Source organism: Streptomyces sp. NBC_01241, from assembly GCF_041435435.1.
Lineage (GTDB): Bacteria > Actinomycetota > Actinomycetes > Streptomycetales > Streptomycetaceae > Streptomyces.
In genome coordinates this window covers 8,559,461-8,583,726 of the sequence record NZ_CP108494.1, presented here as the reverse complement: position 1 = coordinate 8,583,726, position 24,266 = coordinate 8,559,461, and the positions used below count along the sequence as shown (strand labels likewise).

21 protein-coding genes and 7 pseudogenes are annotated in these 24,266 nt (G+C 68.2%); 15 read left to right on the top strand and 13 right to left on the bottom strand.

Translation table 11 applies throughout. The annotated features are described in order from the left end of the window. Nucleotides 1–4 precede the first annotated feature (4 nt). The 4 genes from OG306_RS38955 (at nt 5) to OG306_RS38940 (ending at nt 2,109) form a co-directional block, all read left to right on the top strand. Nucleotides 5–550, top strand: coding sequence for a hypothetical protein (locus OG306_RS38955; protein ID WP_266904316.1), 546 nt, complete (start codon nt 5–7; stop codon nt 548–550). 454 nt (nt 551–1,004) lie between these two features. Beyond that, nucleotides 1,005–1,406, top strand: coding sequence for a DDE-type integrase/transposase/recombinase (locus tag OG306_RS38950; RefSeq protein ID WP_371666161.1), 402 nt, complete (start codon nt 1,005–1,007; stop codon nt 1,404–1,406). A 185-nt stretch (nt 1,407–1,591) separates the two neighbouring features. Beyond that, nucleotides 1,592–1,870, top strand: a complete 279-nt coding sequence (locus tag OG306_RS38945; protein ID WP_371666160.1) for a hypothetical protein — start codon at nt 1,592–1,594, stop codon at nt 1,868–1,870. Between the two features lie 44 nt (nt 1,871–1,914). After that, a complete protein-coding gene (locus tag OG306_RS38940; protein ID WP_371666308.1) occupies nt 1,915–2,109 on the top strand; it encodes a hypothetical protein in 195 nt (64 codons plus the stop codon). A 35-nt stretch (nt 2,110–2,144) separates the two neighbouring features. Here the strand turns inward: OG306_RS38940 and OG306_RS38935 are convergent, their stop codons facing one another. Continuing rightward, entirely contained in the window at nt 2,145–3,194 is a 1,050-nt protein-coding gene (locus OG306_RS38935; protein ID WP_266904146.1) for an IS110 family transposase, read from the bottom strand. Nucleotides 3,195–3,461: 267 nt separating this feature from the next. Here OG306_RS38935 and OG306_RS38930 point away from each other — a divergent pair, with 267 nt between their 5' ends. Then, entirely contained in the window at nt 3,462–5,585 is a 2,124-nt protein-coding gene (locus tag OG306_RS38930) for a BTAD domain-containing putative transcriptional regulator (RefSeq protein WP_266904322.1), read from the top strand. Between the two features lie 287 nt (nt 5,586–5,872). Here the strand turns inward: OG306_RS38930 and OG306_RS38925 are convergent, their stop codons facing one another. After that, nucleotides 5,873–6,310: a discoidin domain-containing protein gene (locus OG306_RS38925; protein ID WP_266904324.1), complete on the bottom strand. Its 438-nt coding sequence runs from the start codon at nt 6,308–6,310 to the stop codon at nt 5,873–5,875. Here OG306_RS38925 and OG306_RS38920 point away from each other — a divergent pair. Then, entirely contained in the window at nt 6,275–6,499 is a 225-nt protein-coding gene (locus tag OG306_RS38920) for a hypothetical protein (RefSeq protein ID WP_323187892.1), read from the top strand. The genes OG306_RS38925 and OG306_RS38920 overlap by 36 nt on opposite strands. A gap of 44 nt (nt 6,500–6,543) precedes the next feature. Here OG306_RS38920 and OG306_RS38915 read toward each other — a convergent pair. Continuing rightward, nucleotides 6,544–6,846 (bottom strand): annotated as a pseudogene (locus OG306_RS38915) (FtsW/RodA/SpoVE family cell cycle protein); the annotation flags it as partial. Between OG306_RS38915 and OG306_RS38910 the strand changes: the two are divergent. Further along, nucleotides 6,839–7,429 (top strand): annotated as a pseudogene (locus tag OG306_RS38910) (IS630 family transposase); the annotation flags it as partial. The pseudogenes OG306_RS38915 and OG306_RS38910 overlap by 8 nt on opposite strands. 120 nt (nt 7,430–7,549) lie before the next feature. Here the strand turns inward: OG306_RS38910 and OG306_RS38905 are convergent. Next, nucleotides 7,550–8,812: an IS701 family transposase gene (locus tag OG306_RS38905; protein WP_371665068.1), complete on the bottom strand. Its 1,263-nt coding sequence runs from the start codon at nt 8,810–8,812 to the stop codon at nt 7,550–7,552. A gap of 101 nt (nt 8,813–8,913) precedes the next feature. Further along, complete coding sequence (locus OG306_RS38900; protein ID WP_266904326.1) at nt 8,914–10,251, bottom strand: IS630 family transposase; 1,338 nt, start codon at nt 10,249–10,251, stop codon at nt 8,914–8,916. A 357-nt stretch (nt 10,252–10,608) separates the two neighbouring features. Here OG306_RS38900 and OG306_RS38895 point away from each other — a divergent pair. Continuing rightward, a pseudogene (locus OG306_RS38895) lies at nt 10,609–11,864 on the top strand (IS256 family transposase). 173 nt (nt 11,865–12,037) lie between these two features. On the opposite strand, the pseudogene OG306_RS38890 reads toward OG306_RS38895, so the two are convergent. Beyond that, nucleotides 12,038–12,205: pseudogene (locus tag OG306_RS38890) on the bottom strand (amidohydrolase family protein); the annotation flags it as partial. A 56-nt stretch (nt 12,206–12,261) separates the two neighbouring features. After that, on the bottom strand, nt 12,262–12,708 hold the full coding sequence (locus OG306_RS38885; RefSeq protein ID WP_353963818.1) for a pyridoxamine 5'-phosphate oxidase family protein: 447 nt from the start codon (nt 12,706–12,708) through the stop codon (nt 12,262–12,264). A gap of 181 nt (nt 12,709–12,889) precedes the next feature. Between OG306_RS38885 and OG306_RS38880 the strand changes: the two genes are divergently transcribed. The 5 genes and pseudogenes from OG306_RS38880 (at nt 12,890) to OG306_RS38860 (ending at nt 15,697) form a co-directional block, all read left to right on the top strand. Beyond that, nucleotides 12,890–13,507, top strand: coding sequence for a hypothetical protein (locus OG306_RS38880; RefSeq protein WP_266904328.1), 618 nt, complete (start codon nt 12,890–12,892; stop codon nt 13,505–13,507). Between the two features lie 29 nt (nt 13,508–13,536). Further along, a pseudogene (locus OG306_RS38875) lies at nt 13,537–14,216 on the top strand (HAD family hydrolase). Nucleotides 14,217–14,230: 14 nt separating this feature from the next. Further along, nucleotides 14,231–14,350: pseudogene (locus OG306_RS38870) on the top strand (IS5/IS1182 family transposase); the annotation flags it as partial. Between the two features lie 133 nt (nt 14,351–14,483). Then, nucleotides 14,484–14,789, top strand: coding sequence for a transposase (locus OG306_RS38865; protein WP_266751048.1), 306 nt, complete (start codon nt 14,484–14,486; stop codon nt 14,787–14,789). 5 nt (nt 14,790–14,794) lie between these two features. Then, nucleotides 14,795–15,697 carry an IS3 family transposase gene (locus tag OG306_RS38860; RefSeq protein ID WP_323184070.1) on the top strand — a complete coding sequence of 301 codons (903 nt, stop codon included), beginning with the start codon at nt 14,795–14,797 and terminating at the stop codon, nt 15,695–15,697. Between the two features lie 363 nt (nt 15,698–16,060). On the opposite strand, the gene OG306_RS38855 is transcribed toward OG306_RS38860, so the two are convergent. The 3 genes from OG306_RS38855 to OG306_RS38845 form a co-directional block, all read right to left on the bottom strand. Then, nucleotides 16,061–16,942, bottom strand: coding sequence for an RNA polymerase sigma-70 factor (locus tag OG306_RS38855; protein ID WP_266904330.1), 882 nt, complete (start codon nt 16,940–16,942; stop codon nt 16,061–16,063). After that, on the bottom strand, nt 16,939–17,517 hold the full coding sequence (locus OG306_RS38850) for a carboxymuconolactone decarboxylase family protein (protein WP_266751271.1): 579 nt from the start codon (nt 17,515–17,517) through the stop codon (nt 16,939–16,941). The genes OG306_RS38855 and OG306_RS38850 overlap by 4 nt, the downstream gene beginning before the upstream one ends. A 130-nt stretch (nt 17,518–17,647) precedes the next feature. After that, a complete protein-coding gene (locus OG306_RS38845; RefSeq protein WP_266904331.1) occupies nt 17,648–17,929 on the bottom strand; it encodes a hypothetical protein in 282 nt (93 codons plus the stop codon). Nucleotides 17,930–18,475: 546 nt separating this feature from the next. On the opposite strand from OG306_RS38845, the gene OG306_RS38840 reads away from it, so the two are divergent. Further along, the gene (locus OG306_RS38840; protein WP_266744339.1) at nt 18,476–18,823 is read left to right on the top strand and encodes a hypothetical protein; all 348 of its coding nucleotides are present in this window, start codon (nt 18,476–18,478) and stop codon (nt 18,821–18,823) included. A gap of 132 nt (nt 18,824–18,955) precedes the next feature. Then, a pseudogene (locus OG306_RS38835) lies at nt 18,956–20,077 on the top strand (recombinase family protein); the annotation flags it as partial. A gap of 569 nt (nt 20,078–20,646) precedes the next feature. Here the strand turns inward: OG306_RS38835 and OG306_RS38830 are convergent. Genes OG306_RS38830 through OG306_RS38820 form a run of 3 tightly spaced genes read right to left on the bottom strand, consistent with a single transcriptional unit; the run spans nt 20,647 to nt 24,133 of the window. Beyond that, nucleotides 20,647–21,000 (bottom strand): UBP-type zinc finger domain-containing protein, encoded by a 354-nt coding sequence (locus OG306_RS38830; protein ID WP_266751264.1) that lies wholly within the window; start codon nt 20,998–21,000, stop codon nt 20,647–20,649. Then, nucleotides 20,997–22,460, bottom strand: a complete 1,464-nt coding sequence (locus OG306_RS38825) for an ATP-binding protein (protein WP_266904333.1) — start codon at nt 22,458–22,460, stop codon at nt 20,997–20,999. The genes OG306_RS38830 and OG306_RS38825 overlap by 4 nt, the downstream gene beginning before the upstream one ends. After that, on the bottom strand, nt 22,457–24,133 hold the full coding sequence (locus OG306_RS38820) for an FAD-dependent oxidoreductase (protein WP_266904335.1): 1,677 nt from the start codon (nt 24,131–24,133) through the stop codon (nt 22,457–22,459). Before OG306_RS38820 ends, OG306_RS38825 begins: the two co-directional genes overlap by 4 nt. Nucleotides 24,134–24,266: the final 133 nt, after the last annotated feature.

The window sequence follows — 24,266 nt, the reverse complement described above, 5'->3', positions numbered from 1 at the left end:
CCCGATGAACCGCAACCGCAGCCGCTCGCCGTCGCCACTGGTGCCCCTGGCTGTGCTCGCCTTGCTCGCACTGTCCGGGTGCGGCGGCCACGGGCAGTCCCCGGCAGCCGGCCCCTCGTCGAGCGAGCCGGCCACGGCAACCCGGACTCCGGAGGAGAGCACCGAGGCGCCGTCGCCGAATGGAGCAGCCATCGACTCCTGCGCCCTGGTGACCAAGCAGGAGGCCGAGAAGCTGGCCGGAACAGCGCTCGACCCCGCGACACCGGTACGGGAGACATGCACCTACACGGGTCCCGTCACCGGGCCGACGGCCCAGGTGGAGATCTTCGTCGGGGACGGTGCGAAGAAGTACCTCGACATCGAACGCGACCTCGGACACACGCTCAGGCCGCTGACCGGTATCGGTGACGAGGCGTACGCCGAGGACGAGGCGGTCTTCCTCCGCAGGTCCGACCGGTGGGTGTCGATCCGTCTGGTGCGGCTCAACGACCCGGCGGAGAACCGCACACCACTGCAAGAGCTGGCCCGAAAGGTAGCCACCCGGATCTGACCCGTGTCCGCCGTGCGCACCCGCCCCATCCACAGGAGCCCCCGCGATCCTACCCGTCGCTGTCGTTCTCGTCGTGCTGCTGTTCATCCTCGCCTTCGTCGTGCCCTGCAACGGTCTCGTCCGTAAACGCGGTGCGGTGGACAACGCCTGGGCCCCAGATCGAGGTACAGCTCAAGCGACCCCACGATCTGGTCCCCCAACCGCGTGGAAACCGTCAGCGGGTAGGCCGCGCACGAGCGGCAGACACAGGAGGAGCTGTCGGTCACCCAGAACCGCATCGCTTACTCCCGGCAGTAGTACAACGACGCAGTCTTCACCTACAACAACGCGATCCAGACGGTCCCGGCCGACGTCATCGCGGGCCTGACCGGCCTCGCGGCACGTGTGCGACGGCGGACGACGGGAAGCACAACGCCGGCCCGGCGCGGGCCTGGTCTCCTGGACGCTGCTGTTGATGCTGATGGGCAGACTGAACGGCGAGCGCGGCACCCGGCGGGGCGCCGAGGTCGCGGGCCGCCGGCTGGATGTGCCTGAACACCTCGCCACGAGTGGGCTGTTCGGCCGACAGCCCGCCGTCTCGGTTACCCTGTGGGGTCGGCATCTGGCTTGCGCGGCGGCGCTCGGCCTCGCCCCACGCGCGGTGGCCCTCCCGGTCGCCAGTGCCCCCAGCCGCTGCTGGGTCGCTGACTTCACGCACGTCGCCACCTGGAGCGGGGTCGTCTACGTCGCCTTCATCGTGGACACCTTCTCCCGTCGCATCGTCGGCTGGTCAGCCTCCACCGCCAAGGAGACCAAGCTCGTCCTGAACGCGCTGAAGATGGCCCTGCGGCAACGCGATCGTGATGGATTCACTTAGAGCAGGGCGAGTTGATACATCACTCGGACGCGAAGTCGCAGTACACATCGTTCGCGCCGGCCGAGCATCTGGATCGAGCAGGAATCGCGGCATCGATCGGCTCGGTAGGCGACGCCTACGACTGTCAGTCTCTTCGTACCGGATCCCGCAAGGATCGGGTAGTCCCGGCCGCGACGGTCTGACTCTTGCTTACGACCGACCCCACGGGTGTCCTGGCGTTGATCTGTCGACCGTCCGGCCGGGCACGCAGCAAGCGCGGTGGCCACCGGCAGCTCAACGCCGCGATCTATCGCACCGTCATCGTCGGCATGCGGTTCCATCAACCTACGATCGACTACGTCGCCCGCCGCACCGCCGAAGGCAAGACGAAACGCGAGATCATCCGCTGCCTCAAGCGCTACGTCATCCGCGAGGTCTACCACCTGATTCGACCCGCTCCACAGACGACCCCCGCAACGCGTTGACAGCTATAGGCGCGTCAACGCCCTGATGGAATCGACGATCGGGCCTGTTCAAGACCGAGCTGATCAAACCCGGCCGGCCCGGGAAGACACTCTCCCAGGTCGAGCTCGCCACCGCCGAGTGGACCGGCTGGTACTGCCACCGCCGACTCCACGGTGAGATAGGCCACGTCCCACCCGTCGAGTATGGGACCAATCACTACATGGAATCCCCGAAACCCCAGGTCAAAACCACAATCTGAGATCTCTACCGAACCCGGGGTGCCTCTGTGTCTTGTCAAGTCCCTTGGTTAGGGAGCGACTTGGCTTTTCGCTCATCGGCGATCATGACGCGCCACACGTGGTCGGCCAGGCGGCGTTTCAGGCACCGCTTCGCTTCCTTCGGCGTCTTACCCTCGGAGAGTTTGCGCTGGTAGTAGGCGTGTCCGGGTGATTTCGGCATCCGTATCTGCACGACCGCGATGGTGTGGAGGACGGAGTTGAGCTGGCGGTCGCCGGAGCGGGAGAGCCGGTGGCGGGCTTTGTCCGCGCTGGCGATCTCCACCGGGGCGGCACCGGCATAGTTCGCGAATGCCGCCGAGGTGGAGAAGCGGTGAGCCCGTCCGGTGCGGCCGATCAGCCGAGCGGCCATGACCGGCCCGATGCCCGGGGTGTCCATCAGCGTGCTGCTCGATGCCTCTACCAGGCTCTGCATCCGGGCAGCGTTGTCCGTGAGCTGCTTGTCCAGTTTCCGGATCTCGGCGACCAGGTCCCAGGCGATGTCCTTCCGGACGGTCTCGATATCGCCGGCGGGGCGGACGGATCGCAGCAGTTTGGCGGCCAGGTCCGCGGACAGCTGGGTCGGGGCGCCGCCGGGCAGCAGGTCACGCAGCAGCGCGTGGAGCTGGTTGACCGTGCGCACCCGGGCCTGGGCCAGGTTCACACGCCGTTCGTCCAGGAGGGCCAGCGCCGTGGTGTGATCCTCAGGCGCGAGATCCCGCCCTTCTCCCTGCAGATAAGCAACGGTGGCTGCGGCCGCTGCGTCTATCTGGTCGTTCTTACGCCGTCCACCGCGGGAAAGTTCGCGCACCCGGCTGGTCGCCGCGGCAGGCACGTCGACGACGCTCTCACCGCGGGCGATGAGCCACTGGGCGAGATGCCGGCCCAGGCCGTTGGCGTTCTCCACAGCCCACTTCCGCTGTGGCCACCGCTTGGCCCAGGCCAGCAGCCGCCGGTAGTCCGCCAGACTGGCCTCGATCCGCATCGACCCGACCTGCTGGTTCGAGACCGGCTCGACGGCGGTGGCGGTGTGGGTGGACTTGTGTGGGTCGACACCGAGCAGTATCACGGGACCTGATTCCTCACAGTCGGACGACGGGGACAGCCACGGTCGACACGCCGACTTCCGGAACCAACCTGGCCGGGACGCGCCTCTGTTGAGTCAGACCGCGGACGGACACCGGACCGGCGACATACCCCGGGAGAGCCAGCCCCGAAGAGCGGCAGACGGTTCACGAGTCACCCGGACCGGCGTCCTACGGCACGCTACGAGCGGCCAACCCGACCGCGTCCCGCTTTCCCCATATAAGTCGGCGGTTCAGAGTATCCTGACGCGGTGACCACCAGCGCGGGAGGGGCTGCGGGTGCTGACCGGGTGCGCGACCCCGATACTGTCGCGCGACTGGCGGAGTCGGCCCTGCGACAGGGGCAGTACAACCAGGCGCTGCGGCATGTCGCGACGCTCCCGGCGGATGCGCTGCTGCCTGCCGAACTGGCCTGGAGGCTCGGCCGCGTACTCCATCAGCGGGGCGAGTTCGAGGGCGCCGAGTCGCTGTACGAACGCGCGGCCGCCGATGCCGGGGACGCGGACCAGGCCCAGTTGCTGGCCGGCCGGTCGGCAGCACGCTGGGCCCGTGGTGACCGGACGCTGGCACGGAGCCTCGCCGACGAGGCGGTACGGGCTGCCGAGCAGAGCCGCGACGACGCTGCGCTGGCGGCGGCCTATCTCGCCCAGGCGCTGGTCGCCTTCAGTGAGGGCGACCGCGCCGCCAACGAACACGCCTACGCCAGGGCCTACGCAGCGGCCGAACGGGCCGGGGACATAGGCCTGCAGCTGCGGATCCGCTCCAACGTCGGCTCCCGCCTGGTCGAGGAGGGGCGTCTGCGCGAGGCGGTCGACGCCCTCACCGAGGCTATCCGCCTCGGTGAGGGCGCCCCCCAGCAGACGCTGCTCGCACTGGCCCTGCACAACCGCGCCGAGGCCTGGCTGGGGCTCAGCGATCTCAACGCCGCCCGCGCCGACGCCGATCGTGCGCTCACCCTGTGGCAGCGGGAGGGCTCACCGCTGGCCGCGTTCGGACTGCTGATGATCGCCCGGGTGCACCTGACCCGGGGCTCCGCCTGGCAGGCGACGGCGACCTACCGCGAGGCCGTGGCGATGGCCGAGCCGGATGGCAACGCCCAGGTCGTGGCGCAAGCATGGGCGGGGCTGGCGCGTACCTGCTACGCCGACGATCCGGGCGAGGCGGCGCGGTACGCGGAGTTGTCCCTCACGCTTCCGAGCGCCGCCGGGCCGGTCACCGGCGAGTTGGCCGCAGGCTGGGTCGCACTGTGCAGCGGAGACACCGCCTCGGCCGCCCAGTACGCCGCAGACGTCCGCTCAGAGGCCGGCCGCCGCCGCGACCCGGCCGGGCTGGCCGAGGCGATGGAACTCGCCGCGCTCGCTGCATACCGGGGTGATTCGGCCGCGATGCCGGGGCGCCCTACCGCACGCCGTGCCGCCGGGCTGGTGGAGGCGGCCGCGGTCTGGGCCGACACGGGCAACGAGGTGGCACTGGCCACCAACGCACTGCTGCGGGCGCGCCACGCAGGCGACCGGCTGTCCGAGGACGTCGCCTGGCAGCGGCTGCACCGGCTGGGGGTGTGCGACGACGTCTGGCACATCGCCGGGCCGCTGGCAGCGATCGGTCCGCCGCCGGTCCCCGAGGTTGCCGTGCAGACCCTGGGCCACTTGGCGGTACTGCTCTCCGGAACCCCCGTCCCCCCGGCCGGATGGCAGTCGCGGAAGGCCCGTGAGCTCGTCAAGGTGCTGGCGGGTCAGCTGGGAAGACCGGTCACCCGGACCGCGCTCGCCGCCCTGTTGTGGCCGCAGACACCTTCGGAGGTGGCCAACCGCCGTCTTTCGGTGCTGATTTCGACGGTGCGCGCGGTCCTCGACCCGGCGCGGCGGCATCCGGCCAACCGCTTTCTGGTCACCGATCCCTCCAGCGTGCGGCTCAACACGGGGCACGTCGTCCTCGACACGGTCCGGTTCCACGACGCGGCCCGTGCGGCCATCGCGGCGAACGCCGCGATCGAGGGCAACCGGGACACGGCGGCCGGCGGCGACATGGTGGCGCGCCTGGAAGTGGTCGTCGGCATGTACACCGGCGACTTCGGCGACGACGGCGAGCTCACCGGGGAGTGGAGCGAACGCCCGCGCGCGGCCTTCGCCGAGCTGCACCGCGACGTCGTCCGTACTCTCGCCCGCCGCTGCCTGCGGCTGGACCGCTACGACGCGGCAGCCGGCTGGTACCTGCGCCTGATCGGCGAGGACGGCTACGACGAGTCGGCCCACCTCGGACTGATCGCCGCACTCTCCGCGGCGGGCCGGCACGGCGAAGCCCGCCGCCGCTACCGGGACTACGCCAAGCGGATGCACGAGATCGATGTCCACCCCGTCCCCTTCCCCACGGCGTGAAGGCCCGGGCGAGAAGCCCGCAGGCGTACGGTTTGCCTCCCGCGCCCGGCCCTGGCCCGCACCGAACGTCGGTCGCCGGACCGCGACCATCTCCCGGCCAAGTGCTCGTCTCGCCAGGGTCGTTGAGAAGGGGCGGGGGAGTATGAGCGATCCCGCGGTCGTCACGGAGAAAAAGGGGACGCGCCGCACGGCAGCCCCGGCCCAGGTACGCCACACCTCGCCTGGGTGCCGCTTCGGACAGGGCCTCGTGGCGGCTGCTTTCTGATCAACATTGCGCTGGAGAATGGTCAGCGGCGCAGGAGGTTCGACTCCGGGCTCGCGGCCCGGACCTCGAATCGCCGGAGCGAACAGCCGAAGGACGACGTGCGCTTGATGCCTTGCATGCGCACGTACCGGCCCGAGGCGGGCGCGTAGGTGAGGTCGTCCACGCGCGCGCCTGCAGGCTTGTCCCGGACGGCGGCGGCTGTCTTCCACTTCACCCCGTCGTCGGAGACCTGGATGTCGTAGTCCTGTCCGGACGCCGTCTCCCAGTCGAGCAGGACGCGTCGGACCGGCTGTGCGCGGCCCAGGTCCACCTGGATCCATTCGCCGTTGTGGTAAGCGCTGGCCCACCGGCTTCCGGGGTCCCCGTCGGTGGCGTTCTCCGGTCCCAGACTGGCTGTTTCGGACGAAGACGCGGTGGCCGGCCGGTGCAGCGCCAGATCTGGCGCGTCGAAGACACGCATGCAGCTCGTAGCCGTCCTGCGACGCGCATACGCTGGGACGAACGCACCCGCTCCTACCTGGAGCGACGCACCAAGCAGGGCATGTCGAAGCGCGAGATCAACCGCTGCCTCAAACGCTACGTCGCGCGCGAGATCTACCGTCATATCCGGCTGACGGCGGCCATTCCAGCCCCGCTCTCCGCCACTTGACGAAACCTAGGGGCATCTCCTCTGCGCCTTCGATCCGTCCCCACTCACGTCCGGACGAGCTGCGTCGCGGCCGCGCTCGGATCCGCGGCGGGGGCCGGTGCCAGGCGGCGTGCGGTGTCGCTGACCTTGATGAGGAGGGCGACCAGCAGCCAGTTGGCGACCATGGAGGAACCGCCCTGGGCGAGGAACCGCAGGGCCTTGCCGGTGAGAGGTATGAGGCCGGTGACGCCCCCTGCGACGACGAAGACCTGGAGCACAAGAGAGGTGGCCAGGCCGGCAACGAGAAGCTTGCCGAAGGGGTCGGTCACTGTCAGGGCAGTGCGCAGGGCGCGTTCGGCGAGCAGACCCGAAGGGGCGGTGGTGCTGTCGGTGGACGAGAAGTCGCAGATCCAGGCGCTGGACCGGTCTCAGCCGGTGCTGCCGATGATGCCGGGCATGCCCGAGCGTCGCACCCACGACTACATCCGGAACGGTCTGACCACCCTCTTCGCGGCCTTCGACGTCGCGACCGGCGAAGTCATCACCTCGCTGCACCGTCGGCGCCGGGCAGCGGAGTTCAAGAAGTTCCTCATCAAGATTAAGAAGGAGGTTCCCGGGCACCTCCAGATCCACCTGATCTGCGATAACTACGGCATCCACAAGACACCCGCCATCAGAGCGTGGCTGGCCAAACACCCCCGATTCCACCTGCACTTCGCCCCCACCGGTTCATCCTGGATCAACCAGGCGGAGAGGTGGTTCGGCTTCCTCGCCGACCAGAAGATCCGCCGCGGCTCCCACAAATGCGTGCGTTCCCTGGAAGCCGGCATCCGAGCCTGGGTCAAGGAGTGGAACGAAAACCCAACACCGTTCACCTGGACCAAGACGGCCGAGGAGATCCTCGACTCCCTCGCGCGTTTCTGCCGACGAATCTCCGGCGCAGGACACTAGTAGGGCTTTGTTAGGTGCGGTGGTGTGGTTCGGGTGCCGGGGCGGGTTGGCCGCATATGGAGCAGGCGCCGGTCCAGGTGGCCAGGAGGGCTTGGAGTTCGCGGAGGACCGCGTAGAGGGTCAGGCCGGCGCAGGGGCTTTTGGGTCGAGTCTGAGCAGGGTGCAGAAGGCTTGGGCGAGGGAGGCGAGGGTGGTGTGGCGGTGCCAGCCGGGGAAGTTGCGGCCCTCGAAGTGGTCCAGGCCCAGGCCGTCCTTGAGTTCGCGGTAGTCGTGCTCGATGCGCCAGCGGATCTTGCAGATGCGGACCAGCTCGCGCAGTGGGGTGTCGGCGGGCAGGGTGGACAGCCAGTAGTCGGTGGGCTCGGCGGCGCCGGGCGGCCACTCGGCCAGCAGCCAGCACTCGGGCAGGGAACCGTCCACGGCGCGGCGGATCGTGCGGTTGGCCGGGCGGACGCGCAGTGCGAGGAATCGTGAGCGCATCTCGGCGCGGGGGTTGTTCCTGGTGGTCTTGCTGCCCTGGCGCCAGGTCACCGTCCGTAGCGTGGATCGTCCTTCGTCCAGGGCGAGTTGGCGCAAGGTGGTGTGGGGGTCGGGGTACGCCGGGCCGGGCGGGCGGCCCTGGCCGCTGTAGGGCGGGCGCCGGGGGACGGCGTCACCCGGGTAGGCGGTGGTGCTGCCCTTGACCGCGACCGCGTAGGCCAGCCCACGTTCGCTCAGGCCCTCGCGAAAGCCTGTCGCGTCCCCGTAGCCGGCGTCGGCGACCACCGGCAGGTCGGGCAGTTCCCAGTCCCCGCGAACCTCGTCCAGCATGTCCAGGGCCAGGCGCCACTTCTCCCGGTGCCGCTCGCTGTCGGGGATGCCGGCCTTCGTCCGGCGGCGGCGGATCGCCTCGGCCAGCAGCGCATCGTCCGCGTTCTTGGCGTCGTCCCAGCTCTCGGGCAGGAACAGACGCCAGTCGACCGCCGAGGAGGCACGGTCGGACACCAGGTTGACACTGACCCCGACCTGGCAGTTTCCGCGCTTGCCCAGCGCGCCGCAGTACATCCGCGCCACCCCCGGCGAGTCGTAGCCGTCCTTGGGGAAGCCCACGTCATCGATCGCGTACGCCTCGGGCGAGATGTGAGCCGCAGCCCAACGGGCCAGCCGCTCACGGACCTTGCCCCAGTTCCAGGTGGAAGAGGAGACGAACTGCTGGAGCTGCTGATGGTCCACACCCAGACGCTCGGCCATCGGCTGCATCGACTTGCGCTTACCGTCCAGCATCAGCCCGCGCAGGTACAACTCACCCTTGGCCCGCTGGTCCCGCCGCGCCAGTGAACCGAGCATCTCCGCCGCGAACGCCTCCAAGCGCGGGCGGACCGTCTCCATCTCCTCAGGTGTCACACCTGAAAGAAGATCACAACCCTACCCCTGGCCGAACATTCGGGGTACCTAACAAAGCCCTACTAGTGTCCTGCGCCAGAAATGGCGAGCTTATTTTCTTGTCAGGATTCGGTGCTGGGTGGGGTGATCTTGGCGAGGTAGTCGGCGAGTGAGTTGAGGATCTCGTCGGCGGTCTTCGTCCAGGTGAAGGGCTTCGGGTCCTCGTTCCAGGTTGCGATCCACGCTTTGATGTCGTCTTCCAGCGCCTTTACGGAAGTGTGGACGCCGCGGCGGATGAGCTTGTCGGTCAACAGGCCGAACCAGCGCTCGACTTGGTTTATCCAGGACGAGCCGGTGGGGGTGAAGTGCACGTGGAAGCGAGGGTGCCTGGCCAGCCAGGTCTTGATCTCTGGAGTGTTGTGGGTCGCGTAGTTGTCGCACACCAGGTGCACGTCGAGCTCGCTGCGGACGGCCTTGTCTATCGTGACCAGGAACTTCTTGAACTCGATCGCCCGGTGGCGGCGGTGGAGTTCACCGATGACGGTGCCGTCGGCGATGTTGAAGGCGGCGAACAGGCTGGTGATGCCGTGCCGCAGGTAGTCGTGGGTGCGACGCTCGGGCATGCCCGGCATCATCGGCAGCACCGGCTGGGAGCGGTCCAGAGCTTGTATCTGGCTCTTCTCGTCCACGCAGAGCACCACCGCCTTTTCGGGCGGGTTGTGGTACAGGCCGACGACATCGACGACCTTGTCGACGAACTGCGGATCGGCGGAGAGTTTGAAGGAGTCCTGCAGGTGCGGCTTGAGGTCGAACCTCTTCCAGATCCGCCCGATGGTGGATTTCGACAGTCCGGTGCGTTTGGCCATCGAGGCGCGCGACCAGTGTGTGTCCCTGCCCGGCGTCGACTCCAAGGTCGCCACGACGACGTCCTCGACCTGGTCGAGCAGGATCGACGGGGGCCGTCCCGGACGCCGTTCGTCCATCAGCCCGTCCAGGCGACCGGTGACGAACCTCGACCGCCAGCGGTTGACCGTCGCCTGCGCCACCCCGAGTTCGGTGGCGACCTGCTTGTTCGTCCTGCCCTCCGCACACCGCAGCACAATCTTCGCGCGCAGCGCCAGGAACTGCGCAGTCTTCGCCCGCTTCGCCCAGCGGGTCAACTGCGCGCGCTCGGTCTTGCTGAGTACCAGCTCCGACTTGCGCCGGCCCGGCCGCGGCTCGTCGACCAAGCCCGCCATCCGTAGGTCCACGAACCGGGAGCGCCACTTGCGTACCGTCGCCACGTTCACGCCCAAGTCAGCCGCCACCTGGGAACTTGACGCGCCATCCGCGCAAGACAGGACGATCCGCGCGCGCTCAGCCGGACGAGATCCCGCCCCACCACCCACCCAACGCGACAACTCAGCGCGCTCCTCCTCGGACAGTACGACCTCGACAGCACGCGGACCCCGATGCGACATGAAAACAGCCTACAGACTTACAGCCGCAATTTCCGGCGCGGGACACTAGGCGGTCGCCCCCTCAGCGGCAAGACCGCCCTCGCGCAGGCTCTGGCCGAAGCTATACCCGGTGTCCTGCTCGACAAGGCGGCACTACGACGGGTGCTTTTCCCCGAGCTGGTCACGGCTTCACCCGAGCTGAACGACAGGCTGTACGAATGGCTCCTTCAGGCTGCGACGTGGCAGCTTGGAGCAATGCTCACGACTTGTGGATCGGCTCTCCCGGGAGAACGCACGAGGGGCGTACCTTCCCGAGTGAGTGATCAGCAAGTCACCGAGTAGGCCCGCGTTCGCAGCGCGGGTCGGGAAGGCACGCCCGTGCTCAGCGTAGTCAACGAAGACGGCACCACCGCCACCGGCTTCCTGATCGACGACATCGTCCGCGAGGGCGCCCGGCGCATGCTCGCCACCGCACTGGAGGCCGAAGTCAACCAGTACATAGCCGAGTTGGCCGACCAGAAGGACGAGCGAGGCCGTCGCCTGGTGGTCCGCAACGGCTACCACCACGAGCGGGCTGTCACCACGGCCGCCGGACTGATCGAGGTGAAGGCGCCACGGGTGAACGACAAGCGCGTCGACGAGGCCACCGGGGAGCGGATGCGGCTCTCCTCGGAGTTCCTTCCGCCGTGGTGCCGCAAGTCGCCCAAGGTCAGCGAGGTGCTGCCGCTGCTGTACCTGCACGGCTTGTCCTCCGGCGACTTCGTGCCCGCGCTTGAGCAGTTCCTCGGCAGCTCGGCCGGGCTGTCGCCGGCCACCGTCACGCGGCTGACCAAGCAGTGGCAGGACGACCACGCCGCCTTCCACGCCCGTGACCTCCACGAATCGGACTACGTCTACGTGTGGGCCGACGGCGTGCACCCCAAAGTGCGCCTCGGCCAGGCCCACTCCTGCGTGCTCGTCCTCATGGGCGTGCGCCCCGACGGCACCAAGGAAATCATCGCGCTCGCCGAGGGCCTGCGCGACTCGGCCGAGTCCTGGGCCGACCTGCTGCGCGACTGTCGCCGGCGCGGCATGCAAGATCCCGAGCTCGTCGTCGGCGACGGCGCCATGGGGCCGTGGAAGGCCCTGGCCGAAGTGTTCCCCGCCTCCCGGCACCAACGCTGCTGGGTGCACAAGATCCGCAACGTGACGAACGCGCCCTGCCGAAGTCCGCACAGCCGGGCGCGAAGAAGGCGATGCAGGAGATCTACAACGCCGAGGACCGCGACCACGCCCTCAAGACAGTAAGATCGTTCGAGAAGACGTACGGCGCGAAGTGGCCCAAGGCCGTCAAGAAGATAACTGACGACGTGGACGAACTCCTCGCGTTCTACGAGTTCCCCGCCGAACACTGGATCCACCTGCGCACCACGAACCCGATCGAGTCGACCTTCAGCACGGTCAAGCTGCGGACGAAGGTCACCCGCGGTGCCGGCAGCCCGGCCGCGGCCCTCGCGATGGTGTTCAAGCTCGCCGAGTCCGCCCAGGCCCGCTGGCGCGCGGTCACCGCACCGCATCTGGTCGCCCTCGTCCGCACAGGCGCCCGCTTCGAACGCGGCCGACTCGTCGAACGCCCCGAGGCGGTCGCGGCGTGAGCACCCTCGCGGCCCAGGCCATCAGCACTGGAACGCTGGACCTGCTGCCGTTTCGCATCAAGCACGCCGAAGAGATGGCCGCGGTGCTGTCCGACCCGGCCCTGCACACCTTCACCGGCGGCACCCCGGACACCCCGCAAACCCTGCGCTCGTATTCCCCCGCAACAGCTTTACGTCGAATCCACGTGGGGATAGTCGATCTCGAACGTCGCATTGTCGACGTCCACGGTCTCGATCGAGTCGATGCCGTGCTTGTCCTGGAAGAAGCGGCAGAACATCTGCCGGTAGTAGTAGGTGGAGGGAGGCTCGAGGCTGAGGTCTTTTACCCCACCCCCGAGCCGCCTGATCATGCCAGCCTGTCGCCCGCGTCCCCGCGGGAGCCGAGCCTGCAACCCAGCTAACCGGAGGAGCTGACGCCCGTAGCCCGCCAACGCTCACGGGTCGGTCTTCCCTGTGACCACCGAGCCCACCCCACCTCGAAAAGCGCCAAAGCATCGGACAACTGCGCACCACCCCGCGCCCCGACTACAGCAGCCTTCCGCGCGACGACGTCCTCCACCTCGCGGACGACCCCACGCACCGAGAACTCCTCGTCGTCCGGCGGCAACACGGTGGAATGCAGCGCTATTCGCGGTTCGCTGCGGAGATCAGCCAACTTCGGCGAGCGACGCGTCACAGCGACGAACAACCCGTGATCACTCAGAAGGGGAGCCACGGGGTGAAGCCGGGGGCCACCGTCTGCGGCCACGGTCGACAGATAGACATAACCGTGCTCCTCGGCGAGCAATACCCGTCCCCGCCGGGCGAGATCAGGCTCCTGTTCGGCGAACTCTGTCCATAGCACGGACTCACCCTACTGGACCTGATCCGAGCCGGAACCCGATTCGAGGACGGCAACCTCGTCGAGTGGCCTGAGGCCATTACAGCTTGATCAGGCATCACCCAGACCACAGGTCTTGACAATAACTCGGCTGCTGCGGCTCGCCGCCCTGACCGGTCGGAGCCCGTCCTCTCTGATCCACGCGATGCCTCCGCTCGGCACGATCGGTGACCCGATCCGGCGGCTGCCGTTGTCCGCCACCGAGGAGGTCATCGAGCCGCGGCGCCGCCCGGCCTGCCGCCTCTGCATGGCCCGCCGCCACATCCGCGGTCTCGTCATCCGCAGCACTCCTCACCATGAAGGCGTCTGCCATTGGCATCACCGCTGGCTTCTTGGAGACGAGCAGCACAGCCTCACGCGACTGCCCGAAGCTCTTCGGGCTAACCGCCGACATCAGCGGATCGCACGCCGAGTCACCCACCCCACCACCGCGCTGGCCTACGTCGATGCCCGCGACTGCCTGATCAAGTGGTTCAACAACGGGGCCAGCAGCCAGCCGCTGCGGCAGCGCTGGAACCGCCGACTCGGCGTGCTGGGCGAGGACCAGTTCGGCGCTCCCCACCGTCCCTTCGAAGTCCGGATCGAACTGGTCACCTATCCCGAATCCGTCGTTCTCACTGGCCTGCTCGCCTCAGCCCACTGGCGAGACCACCCCCGGATGCCGACCGAGGCGGCACGCCGCTTCGGCATCTCTGCCCAGCCCCTGCCTTCGAGCCTTGTTCTCGAACAGGACCAGCAGGAAGAAGGCCCGTCCCATAAATGATCTTCAGGGCTTCCTGGCGTGATCACGGCGTGACCAGTGAGCTTGTGCAGCCCGGCCCCAGGAAGTTCGTCCTCTTCGATGTCGACGGCACGTTGATCGACGCCGTGGACGACCAACGCCGGGTCTGGAGAACCTGGGCGGGGCAATACGGGCTGGACGCGGATGAGGTCTACCGGGTGGCACTGCGGACGCGGCCGATGGAGACCTTCGCGCAGGTAGCTCCGGACCAGGATCCAACGGAGTGTCTGGCCGTGCTCCACGAACTTGAGGACGAGGACGTCCGGTCCAGCGTCTATGCGGCCTTCGCCGGTGCATCCGAGCTGCTGGATGCCCTGCCGTCGGGGTCGTGGGCGCTGGTGACCTCGAACTATGAGTACCGGGTGCGTGGGCGATTTGCTCGGACGGGCCTGCCGGTCCCGCGTGTCATCGTGGACGCCGCCGCGGTAGAGGAGGGCAAGCCATCGCCCATGCCCTACCTGCTGGCCGCCGAGCAGCTCGGTGCCCAGCCCGAGGACTGCCCGGTCATTGAGGACGCCACCTACGGTGTTGAGGCAGGACTGCGCGCCGGCATGACGGTGTGGGGGGGGTGAACGCTCCGATCAGGGTGGCTGGCGTGCACCGTCACTTCGGGAGCCTGCACGAAGCAGTCTCCGACATCCTCGGCTTCGCGTCAGGGACCCGTCCGGACGGGTCGGTCGCAGCGGGATGATCACGGTGTGGCTGGTGTCGAAGCCAGCCGCCGACCGCATCATCGACCGCCTCGGGCCGAAGCTCGCGCTTGAGCCCCGCAAGCGGTTCGGAAGGGGCACCGTGCTGGGCCTGGCCCGGAAACTGCCACCTTCACTGCGAATTCTGGAAGCAGGCGTCTCAGCATCCTGACGAGGCCCAGCTCAACAAGCACCTCCCTCTGAAGTTCCCCCTCTGAAGTGGACAGCCTGATACTGGGACGGATCGGTCCCGGAGGAAGCAGTCCAGGTTGAGTGGCAAGAGCAACATGAGCAAGCGGTACACGTCGGAGTTCAAGCGGGACGCGGTGGCACTGGTCCGGTCGTCAGGGCGGAATGTCACCGAGGTTGCCCGGGAACTCGGTGTGAGTCCGGAGGGGCTTCGCGGCTGGGTGAAGCAGGCGAAGGCCGACCGCGGCGAGGGGGCGCCCGGCGCGCTGACCACGGCGGAGAAGGAAGAGCTCCAGCGGCTGCGCAGGGAGAACCGGGAACAGCAGCAGACGATCGAGATCTTGAAAAAAGCAGCGGCCTTCTTCGCGAAGGAGACGATGAAGTAGGCACGCTGTGCCGATTCATCGACGCGGAGAAGGCCGCCGAGGCCAACCCCGACGGCTACAGCGTGGCTTTGCTGTGCCGCGTCACGGGGATCAACCGCTCCACCTACTACTCCTGGCTGGCGGCCCGGCCGGCAGCGGCCGAACGGCAGTGTGCCGAGAACGAGTTGACCGAGGAGATCCGCGAGATCCACGCCTCCTCACGGGGTGCCTACGGAGCCCCGCGCGTACACGCCGCGCTGCGGCGCAAGGGCCATGCGATCAACCGGAAGAAGGTCGAGCGGATCATGCGCGAGCGCGACATCCGCGGCGTCACCCGCCGCAGACGCCGCCACCTGACGCAGCAGGACACCAAGGCCGCACCGGCTCCGGACCTGGTCGGCCGCGACTTCACCGCTACCCGGTCCGGCACGAAGCTCGTCGGCGACATCACCTATCTGCCGACGATCGAGGGCTGGTGGTATCTCGCGACCGTCATGGACCTGGCGACGCGCGAGGTGATCGGGTACGCGATGGCCGAACACCACCGTGCCGAGCTGGTCACCGACGCGCTGCGGATGGCCGCCAGCCGCGGCGACCTTCAGGGCGGCTGCATCATGCACACCGATCGCGGAAGCGAGTACACAAGTGGCGAATTCCGCCACGAGCTGCGGGAGTTGAACCTGAGGCAGAGCATGGGACGAACCGGCATATGCTACGATAACGCCGCAGCCGAGAGCTTCTTCGGACTGCTGAAAGCGGAGATCGGCACCGCCGTCTGGGAGAGCCGTGAGGCGGCCCGCGCCGACGTCTTCCGCTTCATCGAGGTCGAGTACAACCGCACCAGGCTCCGCAAGCACCCCGAGTTCGGGTACCTCACCCCGCTCGAAACCCGAGCCAGGCTGCAGCACGACTTCACCCCCGCAGCGTAAACAACCGCTGTCCACTTCAGAGGGGGAACTTCACTCGCCATGATCGATGAGATGCGTGCTCGCCACTGGCCGCACCTCGTCTGGGACGCATTGTCTCGCCCGTCGCAAGTCGCAGATCAACCTGTCACCCCACAGGTCAACGGCCCCATATCTGCAAGATCTAATGAGACGGGACACGTGCGTCCGCTCTCACTTGGCCCGGGGGCGTCTCACGCGTCTCAGGTGGTACTCGGGCCTTTTGGGGGATATCCATGTCGGATCGGGCGCCAATCCGCGTCCGTCCGGGATCCTTGGTCCTGGCCGCCGTCGGGTTCTGGCCCGGCTTGCGGTGGTGAGTGTTCCGGGCGGTTTCGCCCGGAACACTCACGACACCCCCCTGGCGAGTTCAGCCGGTTCGTCCAGTCTCGTCAGCTTCCGCGGGTTTCTCACCAAGTAGACCCGGGTGACCTGCCCGTTCTCCACCACGAGGCTCACCGCTGTGGCCAACTCGCCGTCGATCTCGATCCGGCCCGCAGGTGCGCCGTTGAGCCACACGGCCGTCGTCGCGAGCACGGCCGCTTCCACCCGGTTCGTGCGCGCGAGCACCTTCGCCACGAGCTCGACCCCGTGGATCGGAGCCAGAGCGGCGGCCGCCAGCCCGCCACCATCGGCAATCAAGACCACGTCCGGCGCCATGACCTCCACCAGCTCCTGCAACTGCCCGGTGCGCAATGCAAACAGGAACCGCCCCACCACGGCCTGCTGCTCCGACCGGCTCACCTGCACCCGCGGCCGCCGGGCCGCCACATGCTCGCGGGCACGCCGCGCGATCTGCCGCACCGCGGCCGCGGACTTCCCGATGGCCTCGGCGATCTCGCCGTACGGCATTTCGAAGACCTCGCGGAGCACGAACACCGCCCGCTCCGTCGGCCCTAGCGTTTCAAGAACGGTCAGCATCGCGATCGAGACGCTCTCCGCGAGCTCTACGTCCTCGGCGACATCAGGACTGGTCAGCAACGGTTCCGGCAGCCACTCGCCGACATAGTCCTCGCGGCTGCGCGCCAACGTCCGCAGCCGGTTGAGCGCCTGCCGCGTGACGGTCCTGACGAGGTACGCCCGCGCGTCGCTCACCCGCGACTGGTCGACCTCGGCCCACCGCAGCCAGGACTCCTGCAGCACGTCCTCCGCGTCGGCCGCGGAGCCGAGCATCTCGTAGGCAACTGTGAACAGCAGGCTGCGATGGGCGACGAACGGGTCCCCAGTCATGCCGTCGACGCTACGTCGGACGTCTCAGGACGCGCAGCCAGCGGGATCTCGCAGGCATCGGAGTAGCCCTGCGAGGTGATCCCATGCGCCGTGTTGCACCTGGCTGCCAGGTTGGCGAAGCCGATGAACACGGTGAGCTCGACCAGCGCCGCCGGGCCGAGCTGGCCGAGCAGACTCGCCGACAGCTCATCGGTGACGGTCGTCGGCGTGTTCGTCATGGCCTCGGCGTACTCCATCACCTCCCGCTCCAACGGCGTGAACACCCCCGACTCCCGCCAGCGCGGCACCTGGCTCGCCTTGGCCAGATCCAGGTTCTGGTTCAGTGCCGCGAAGTAGTTGATGTCGAGGCACCAACTGCAGCCGACCTGTGCCGCGACGGCCATGTGCGCGAACGTCTTGAGGCTCGCGTCGGCCGCGTCCCAGGTGCCCACCTTGGCTGAAAACTCCTGGTTGGCCTCGGCGAGCTTGGGGTTGTTCCACAGCACCTCGTTGGGCTCGGGCACGGAACCGAGCTGCTTGATCAGGTTTTCGCGGAGCTCGGCGGGAAGCTCGGCCTTCGGGACGCGTAGCGCCATGGTGTTCTCCTCAAACGTTTGCCTGTTTGGCATGAAGACACCGCCGGGCCCGCGAATGTGACAACCACCATCGCCACTGCGCATGGATCGTCAGCGCGCACAGGCCGACCCTCGGCCCTCTCAGTGGACGTTAAGTCCGTTTCTGGTAGCGGCCTCGTCCGGGTTGGGTGAGGAAGCGTTGGTGGAGGAGGCGTGCGAGGCGGCTTCGGGTGATGTTGACGGATGCCTCGTCGGTGGGCAGGTCGAGGAGTTCGTGCAGTTCACGGGCCCGGAACATCTGGCCGGCGTGCTGGTTGAAGGCGTTCACGATGGCCTGGTAGGCGGTGCTCGTCTCGGTCTGAGGCGGGTCGGGTTCGGTTGCTGCCGGGGCGGCTTCCGCGATGACTTTCCACCGCGCTGCGTTCGAATGCATCGCCGCGTTCTCTGCGATGGACTTTCACCCGGACCTGGAGAGGATTGACGTTCCCACGCTGATCACCACGGCGACGATGATCAGATCGTACCGTTCGAGGTCGGCGGTAAGCGTTTGGCGCAGATGATCCGAGGCGCTCAGCTCAAGGTGTACGAGGGCGCGGCGCACGGCATCACCGACACCGAGAAGGAGCGTCTATCCCGAGACCTCCTCGACTTCGTCCAGAGCTAAGCTTGTTCTTTATCTACCAAGATCTTCCGGGCTTGCCGATGGCCTTGAGGGGCTCGGGGCGTTTGACGGTTTTGCCGACGTCGTAGCGGGGTGCCCGGTGTTTTGTTCTTGGCGCCGGGTGGCCGTCCGGGGCTGGCTCCTCGGGGTTGGGTGACCGATAGGGCCTGCACCGTTATTCAAGCCGCAGATGGGCGTATACACGCCCCCAACGCAATGGGCAACTTCTGCTTCGAGGTGACGCTCGGCTACCGGCGCTTGGAACTCCTTCCTCGCGCGGAGGGTAAGGAGCGTCACAATGGGTAGTAGGTTTGTGACATGGTGCGTGGTGATCGTGTCGATAGCGTCGAGTACGCCCGGCGGGTCAACGCCGCCGCGGATCTGGTCGGGGCGGGTGCGCCCGTGGCCGCAGCCGCCCGCACGTTGGCGAGTAGGTACGGGGTGTCGGTGCGTCAGGCACGCCGGTATCTGGAGCAGGCCATGGCCGCTGGACATCTCGAAGTCCCCGAGTCGAGCGTGGTGTTCACTGTCAAGCTGCCGGAATCGCTGGCAGGACAGATCCGCGCCCGTGCCCACGAGAGCGACCGGGCGATCTCCGCGGTGGTGGCCCAGGCCCTGGCCGAATTCCTTGAGCGGGGTGCCCCGGAGGGGCGGCCGGGCAGGTGAGCGGCCGGCCGGTGGAGGTGGAGGCGGTCTTCGACCGTCATGCGGCGGCGGACTTGTCCGCGGCCTATGCGGCGTTGGTTCCGCAGCGGCGGGCCCGGATACGGGATCGCCTGGAGCAGGCAGGAGTGAGCGATGACCAGCGTGGCGATCTACGCCCGGGTGTCCTCGGCCCGGCAGAAGAAGGACCAGACGATCAGCTCGCAGACCGCGGCCCTGCGCGCGCACGTCGCAGAACAGCGTCTTGAGCTGCCCGAGGAGTGGGTGTTCGAGGACGAGGGGCACTCCGGGGCGACCCTGGTGCGGCCCGCGCTGGAGCGGCTGCGCGACCTGGTCGCCCAGGTCGGCGTGGATGTGGTGCTGTGCTATGCGCCCGACCGCCTCGCCCGCAAGTTCGCTTACCAGGCCCTGCTGGTCGAGGAGTTCGCCCGGGCAGGCACCCGGGTGGAGTTCGTCCGCGGCCCACGCGGCGACAGCCCCGAGGACCAGCTGATGGTCCAGTTCCAGGGCATGTTCGCCGAGTACGAGAAGGCCCAGCTGATGGAACGCTACCGGCGCGGGAAGACCTACCGGGCCCGCTCGGGGGCGGTGAACGTGCTGGGCGGAGCCCCGTTCGGCTACCGCTACCTGCGCAAGACCCCCGAGTGCGGGGCCACCTACGAGATCGTCGAGTCCGAGGCGGCGCTGGTGGTCGAGCTGTTCCGCCGCTATACCGACGACGGGGTCTCCATCGCGGACCTGACCCGCTGGCTCACCGACAGCGGCACTCCCACCCGCACCGGCAAGACCCGCTGGGACCGCAGCGTGGTCTGGGGCATGCTCAAAAACCCCGCCTACCAAGGGCAGGCAGCCTTCGGCAAGACCCAGATCCTCCACGAGTCCCCGGGCCTGAACCGCCGGGCCCGCCTGGAGGGCCGCAGCACTCCGCGCGCCGTCAAGACCGCCGACCGCCCCCGCGAGGAGTGGATCACCATCCCCGTTCCCGCGCTCGTCACCCCGGCCACCTTCGAACGCGCCGCCCAGCGGCTCGCCGACAACAAGCGCTTCGCTTCGCGCAACAGCAAGGTCCCCTCCCTGCTTCAGGGGCTGTCGGCCTGTGTGAGCTGCGGATACGGCTACTACCGCACCTCGACCACTACTTCCTCCGGCAAGAAGATCTACTACTACCGGTGCCTGGGCTCCGACGACTACCGCTACGCGGGCGGCCGGGTCTGCACCAACAAGCCCGTCCGCGCCGACTACCTCGACACCGTCGTCTGGGACCACATCATCGGCATGATCGCCGACCCGCACCTGATCCGGTCCGAGATCGACAAGCGGCTGGACCGTGCCCGCACCTCCGACCCCGCCACCCGCCAGCGCAGCCGTCTCGAACTGGCCCTGGCCAAGGCCACCGCAGCGATCACGCGCATGATCGAGGCGTTCCAGGAACAGCTCGTCACCATCGATGAACTGCGGGCCCGGATGCCCGGCCTGCGGGCCCGGGAGAGTAACCTGCGTGGCCAACTCGACGCGCTGGAAGCCCAGCTCGCCGACCGCGACGCCTACCTCAAGCTCGCTGACGACCTCGAAGGCTTCCTCGCCCAGCTCCGCGAGAACGCTGGGACAGCCGAGGTCCCCGAGCGCCAGCGCGTCCTGAGGCTCCTCGTCAAGGACGTCCTCGTCGGCCCCGAGAAGATCACCATCCGGCACCGCATACCCGTGCGTGAGCGCACCGCCGACGACCAGCATCAAGATCAAGACGCTACGGAGGGTGACTCATGCCCGAGTTACCCATTGCGTTGGGGGCGTGATTATGCCTATCTTGGTCATCCCGCCGCTGGTTCTCAGGGATGGAGCAGGTCCGGCCAGTTCTGCGGGACACGATCGGCCGGTCCCGGGGTCGGCTGGGCGGCCGGGTGGCTGGTCGGCGGGGCCAGTTCGGGTCCGGACTCGTACAGGACGTCGGTGGCGTAGTTCCAGTACCACTCCTCACCCGGCTCGAAGCTCTGCACCACGGGATGCCCAGAGGACTTCCAGTGGGCGGTGGCGTGCTGGGCTGGTGACGAGTCGCAGCAGCCGATGTGGCCGCACTGCGCGCAGCGCCGGAGGTGGAACCACCAGCCCCCCACTGCGTCGCAGTCCGCGCAGCCGGTAGTGCTGGGCGGGACGCTCGCCGCGATGCCGTCGATGTCGGTCATACGGACTCCTCAGTGGTTGTGGTTTCGGTCTCGGGGGCGGTCAGCGGCAGCAGCACCTGGAATCGCGTGTCGCCTGGTACGGACTCGACCTGGAGGCTGCCGTGGTGTTTGTTGACGACGATCCGCCAGCAGATGTCGAGGCCGAGGCCGGTGCCCTCCCCGACGGACTTGGTGGTGAAGAAGGGGTCGAAGATGCGGCTGCGGATGTCCTCGGGGACGCCGGGGCCGGTGTCGCGGAACTCCACGAGCAGTCGGTCGCCCTCCCTGGCCGTGCGGACCGTCAGGGTGCCGTCGTGGCCCGTGCTGCCGATGGCGGCCACCGCGTTGTCGATGAGGTTGGTCCACACTTGGTTGAGTTCCGCCGGGTAGGCGGGTATTTCGGGGAGGGAACGGTCGTAGTCCTTGACCACCCTCACCCGAGGGCCGATCTTGCCGGACAGCATCAGCAGCGTGCTGTCGAGGAGTTCGTGGACATCGACGTCCTGGTGAGGGGCGCGGTCGAGCTGCGCGTACTGCTTGGCCGCGTCCACCAGGCGGGAGATGCGGGTGGTGGAGTCGTCGATCTCGTCCATCAGCAGCTCGGTCTCGACCGTGTAGTTGAGCCAGCCGATCGCCCCGGGCAGGATGCCTTCGCCCACGGTCGCCGCGACCTGGTCCAGCCAGTCAGTGTCCAGCCCGGCTTGGACGAAGGCCGGCGCGACCCGCCAGCCCTCCAGGATGCCGTGATCCTCCAGCCAGCCGGCGAGCTCGTCCTCCCGGTCGGACGCCTCCAGAGGGGTCAGCATTGGTGCCTTGGCGACGCGTTCGGCGGTGCGTTCCTGGATCTCGATGAGCTTGGCGAGGGCCACTCGGGAGTAGCGGCCCTGGGCGATGACCGCCAGTTTGTTCCGCATCCTGCCGACCCGCTCACGCAGCGCCGCGGTGGCGCGGACGGCGGCCGCGGCCGGATTGTTGAGCTCGTGGGTGAGTCCGGCGGACAACGATCCGAGCGCCAACAGGTGTTCCCGCTGGCCAATGGCCCGCTGGGTGTTCTTGGAGCCGAAGAATAGCCCCTCCAGCAGGTGCGTCGGCATCGGGAACCACTCCCGCATGACGTCCGCGAACGACTGTGCGGGCAGTACGAAGAACCGGGTGGGTTCGGTCACCCGCATGGAGTTGATGTACGTCTGCGGGACCTGGTCGCCCAGATATGCCTGCATGGCCCCCGCGTACACGCCGCGCTGCGAGGTCCGGCTGACCTCCACATCGTCGCCGCCGACCCGGCGGGACAGTACGACGGTTCCCTCGACCATCACGTAGAAGCAGGTCGCCGGGTCGCCCTCGGTGTACACCGGGCCGGCCTCGAACCGTTCCATCCGTCCCTCGGAGCACAGCCGTCCGAGCTGCTCCGGGGAGAGCTTCTCGAAGAGGAACAGCGAGCCGATCTCGTGCGGGTCGCAGGCCATGACCTGTGCGCTCATGACTGCTCCAGGAAGCGGTGGACGAGCATCACGGCCATGGCTCCCTCTCCTACGGCGGACGCGACGCGCTTCGTGGACCGGGCGCGCGCGTCGCCCGCCACGAACACACCCGGGATGTTGGTCTCCAGGTAGTAGGGCGGCCGGTCCAGTGCCCATTCGGCAGGGGGGCGCCCGTCCGGCGTCAAATCCGGTCCGGCGAGGATGAAGCCGTTCTCGTCGCGCAGCACAGTCCCGCCGAGCCAGTCGGTCAGCGGGGCGGCACCGATGAAGACGAACATCCACTGGGCATCGACGACTTCGGTGGCGCCGGTCACGGTGTCCCGCAAAATCAGCCGTTCCAGGTGCTCCTCGCCGTGCGCCTCCTTGACGACGGTCCGGGGCCGCACGGTGATGTTCGGGGCCTCGTTGATCTGCTGGATCAGGTAGTACGACATCGACGCTGTCAGGGACTCCCCGCGCACCAGCATGGTCACCGACTTCGCGCCCCGAGCCAGGAACACCGCCGCCTGACCGGCGGAATTCGCGCCGCCGACGACGTACACGTCCTGGCCCTCACAGGACGACGCCTCGGTGAGGGACGAGCCGTAGTAGACCCCGCAGCCGGTCAGCTCGTCGCATCCCGGCGCCCCCAGCTGCCGGTACGATACGCCGGTCGCCAGGATGACGCTGTGCGCGGCGACCGCTGAGCCGTCGGAGAAGCGTACGACGCGCGCCGGACCGTTCACCTCCAGCCCCGTGACCTCGCGAGCGGTGAGGATCTCGGCACCGAATCGGCTCGCCTGACGGCGGGCACGATCGGTCAGCTGCGCACCGGACACGCCGTCCGGGAAGCCGAGGTAGTTCTCGATGCGGGAACTCTGGCCGGCCTGTCCGCCGGTCGCCGACCGCTCGACCAGTACGGTCCGCAGCCCCTCGGAGGCCCCGTACACCGCCGAGCCGAGTCCGGCCGGGCCGCCGCCGATGATGACGAGGTCGTAGAACGCGGCGGTCGGCGTGGTCGCGAGCCCCACGTGGGCGGCCAGTTCGGTCGACTCCGGCTCGATCAGCGCGGTACCGTCCGGCGTGATCACCAGGGGAAGCCGTCGGCCGTCGGCCCCGGCCGCCGCCAGAAGCCTCTGTCCCTCCGGTTCGTCGGAGGAGTACCAGCGGTACGGCACCTGGTTGCGGGCGAGGAATTCGCGCGCCCGCGAGGAGGGGGCGGACCAGCGGTGCCCGACCACCTTGGTGGTGGGTACCGGCCGGTAGTCGCTGGACCGCCAGGCCGTGAGGAGATCGTCCAGGACTGGGTAGAGCTTCTCCTCGGGCGGGTCCCAAGGCTTGAGGAGATAGTGGTCGAGGTCGACGACGTTGATCGCGTCGATGGCAGCGTCGGTGTCGGCGTAGGCAGTTAGCAGCACGCGCCGCGCCCCCGGGTACACGCCGAGGGCCTGTTCGAGGAACTCGATACCGTTCATCTGCGGCATCCGGTAGTCGGCGAGGATCACGGCCACCAGGTCACCGCGCAGCTTCAGCTCGCGCAGCGCCTCCAGCGCGGATTCGCCGGACTCGGCGCGTACGATCCGGTAGCCGCCGCCGTAGTGGCGCCGCAGATCGCGGGCGATGGCGCGGGAGACTCCCGGGTCGTCGTCTACTGTCAGGATGACGGTCCGCGTTGCGTCGGTGGCCTGTGCCATAATCCTCCGTCCTACGCGCTTCCGACGGCCAGCACGACGAGCTGCCCGAGCACGCTCCAGACCATCGTATGTTCGATCGAGCCGGACCGCTTGGGCTGCTACGGCCCGTGCGGCCTGGGTGACCTGACGGTGG

Coding starts and splice junctions, on each gene's coding strand:
- OG306_RS38825 (WP_266904333.1), bottom strand. CDS start 22,460: ATGAGCGCACAGGTCATGGCCTGCGACCCGCACGAGATCGGCTCGCTG.
- OG306_RS38840 (WP_266744339.1), top strand. CDS start 18,476: ATGGTGCGTGGTGATCGTGTCGATAGCGTCGAGTACGCCCGGCGGGTC.
- OG306_RS38950 (WP_371666161.1), top strand. CDS start 1,005: ATGCTGATGGGCAGACTGAACGGCGAGCGCGGCACCCGGCGGGGCGCC.
- OG306_RS38830 (WP_266751264.1), bottom strand. CDS start 21,000: ATGACCGACATCGACGGCATCGCGGCGAGCGTCCCGCCCAGCACTACC.
- OG306_RS38900 (WP_266904326.1), bottom strand. CDS start 10,251: ATGTCGCATCGGGGTCCGCGTGCTGTCGAGGTCGTACTGTCCGAGGAG.
- OG306_RS38850 (WP_266751271.1), bottom strand. CDS start 17,517: ATGGCGCTACGCGTCCCGAAGGCCGAGCTTCCCGCCGAGCTCCGCGAA.
- OG306_RS38925 (WP_266904324.1), bottom strand. CDS start 6,310: ATGCGTGTCTTCGACGCGCCAGATCTGGCGCTGCACCGGCCGGCCACC.
- OG306_RS38955 (WP_266904316.1), top strand. CDS start 5: ATGAACCGCAACCGCAGCCGCTCGCCGTCGCCACTGGTGCCCCTGGCT.
- OG306_RS38880 (WP_266904328.1), top strand. CDS start 12,890: ATGCCTCCGCTCGGCACGATCGGTGACCCGATCCGGCGGCTGCCGTTG.
- OG306_RS38820 (WP_266904335.1), bottom strand. CDS start 24,133: ATGGCACAGGCCACCGACGCAACGCGGACCGTCATCCTGACAGTAGAC.
- OG306_RS38845 (WP_266904331.1), bottom strand. CDS start 17,929: ATGCATTCGAACGCAGCGCGGTGGAAAGTCATCGCGGAAGCCGCCCCG.
- OG306_RS38855 (WP_266904330.1), bottom strand. CDS start 16,942: ATGACTGGGGACCCGTTCGTCGCCCATCGCAGCCTGCTGTTCACAGTT.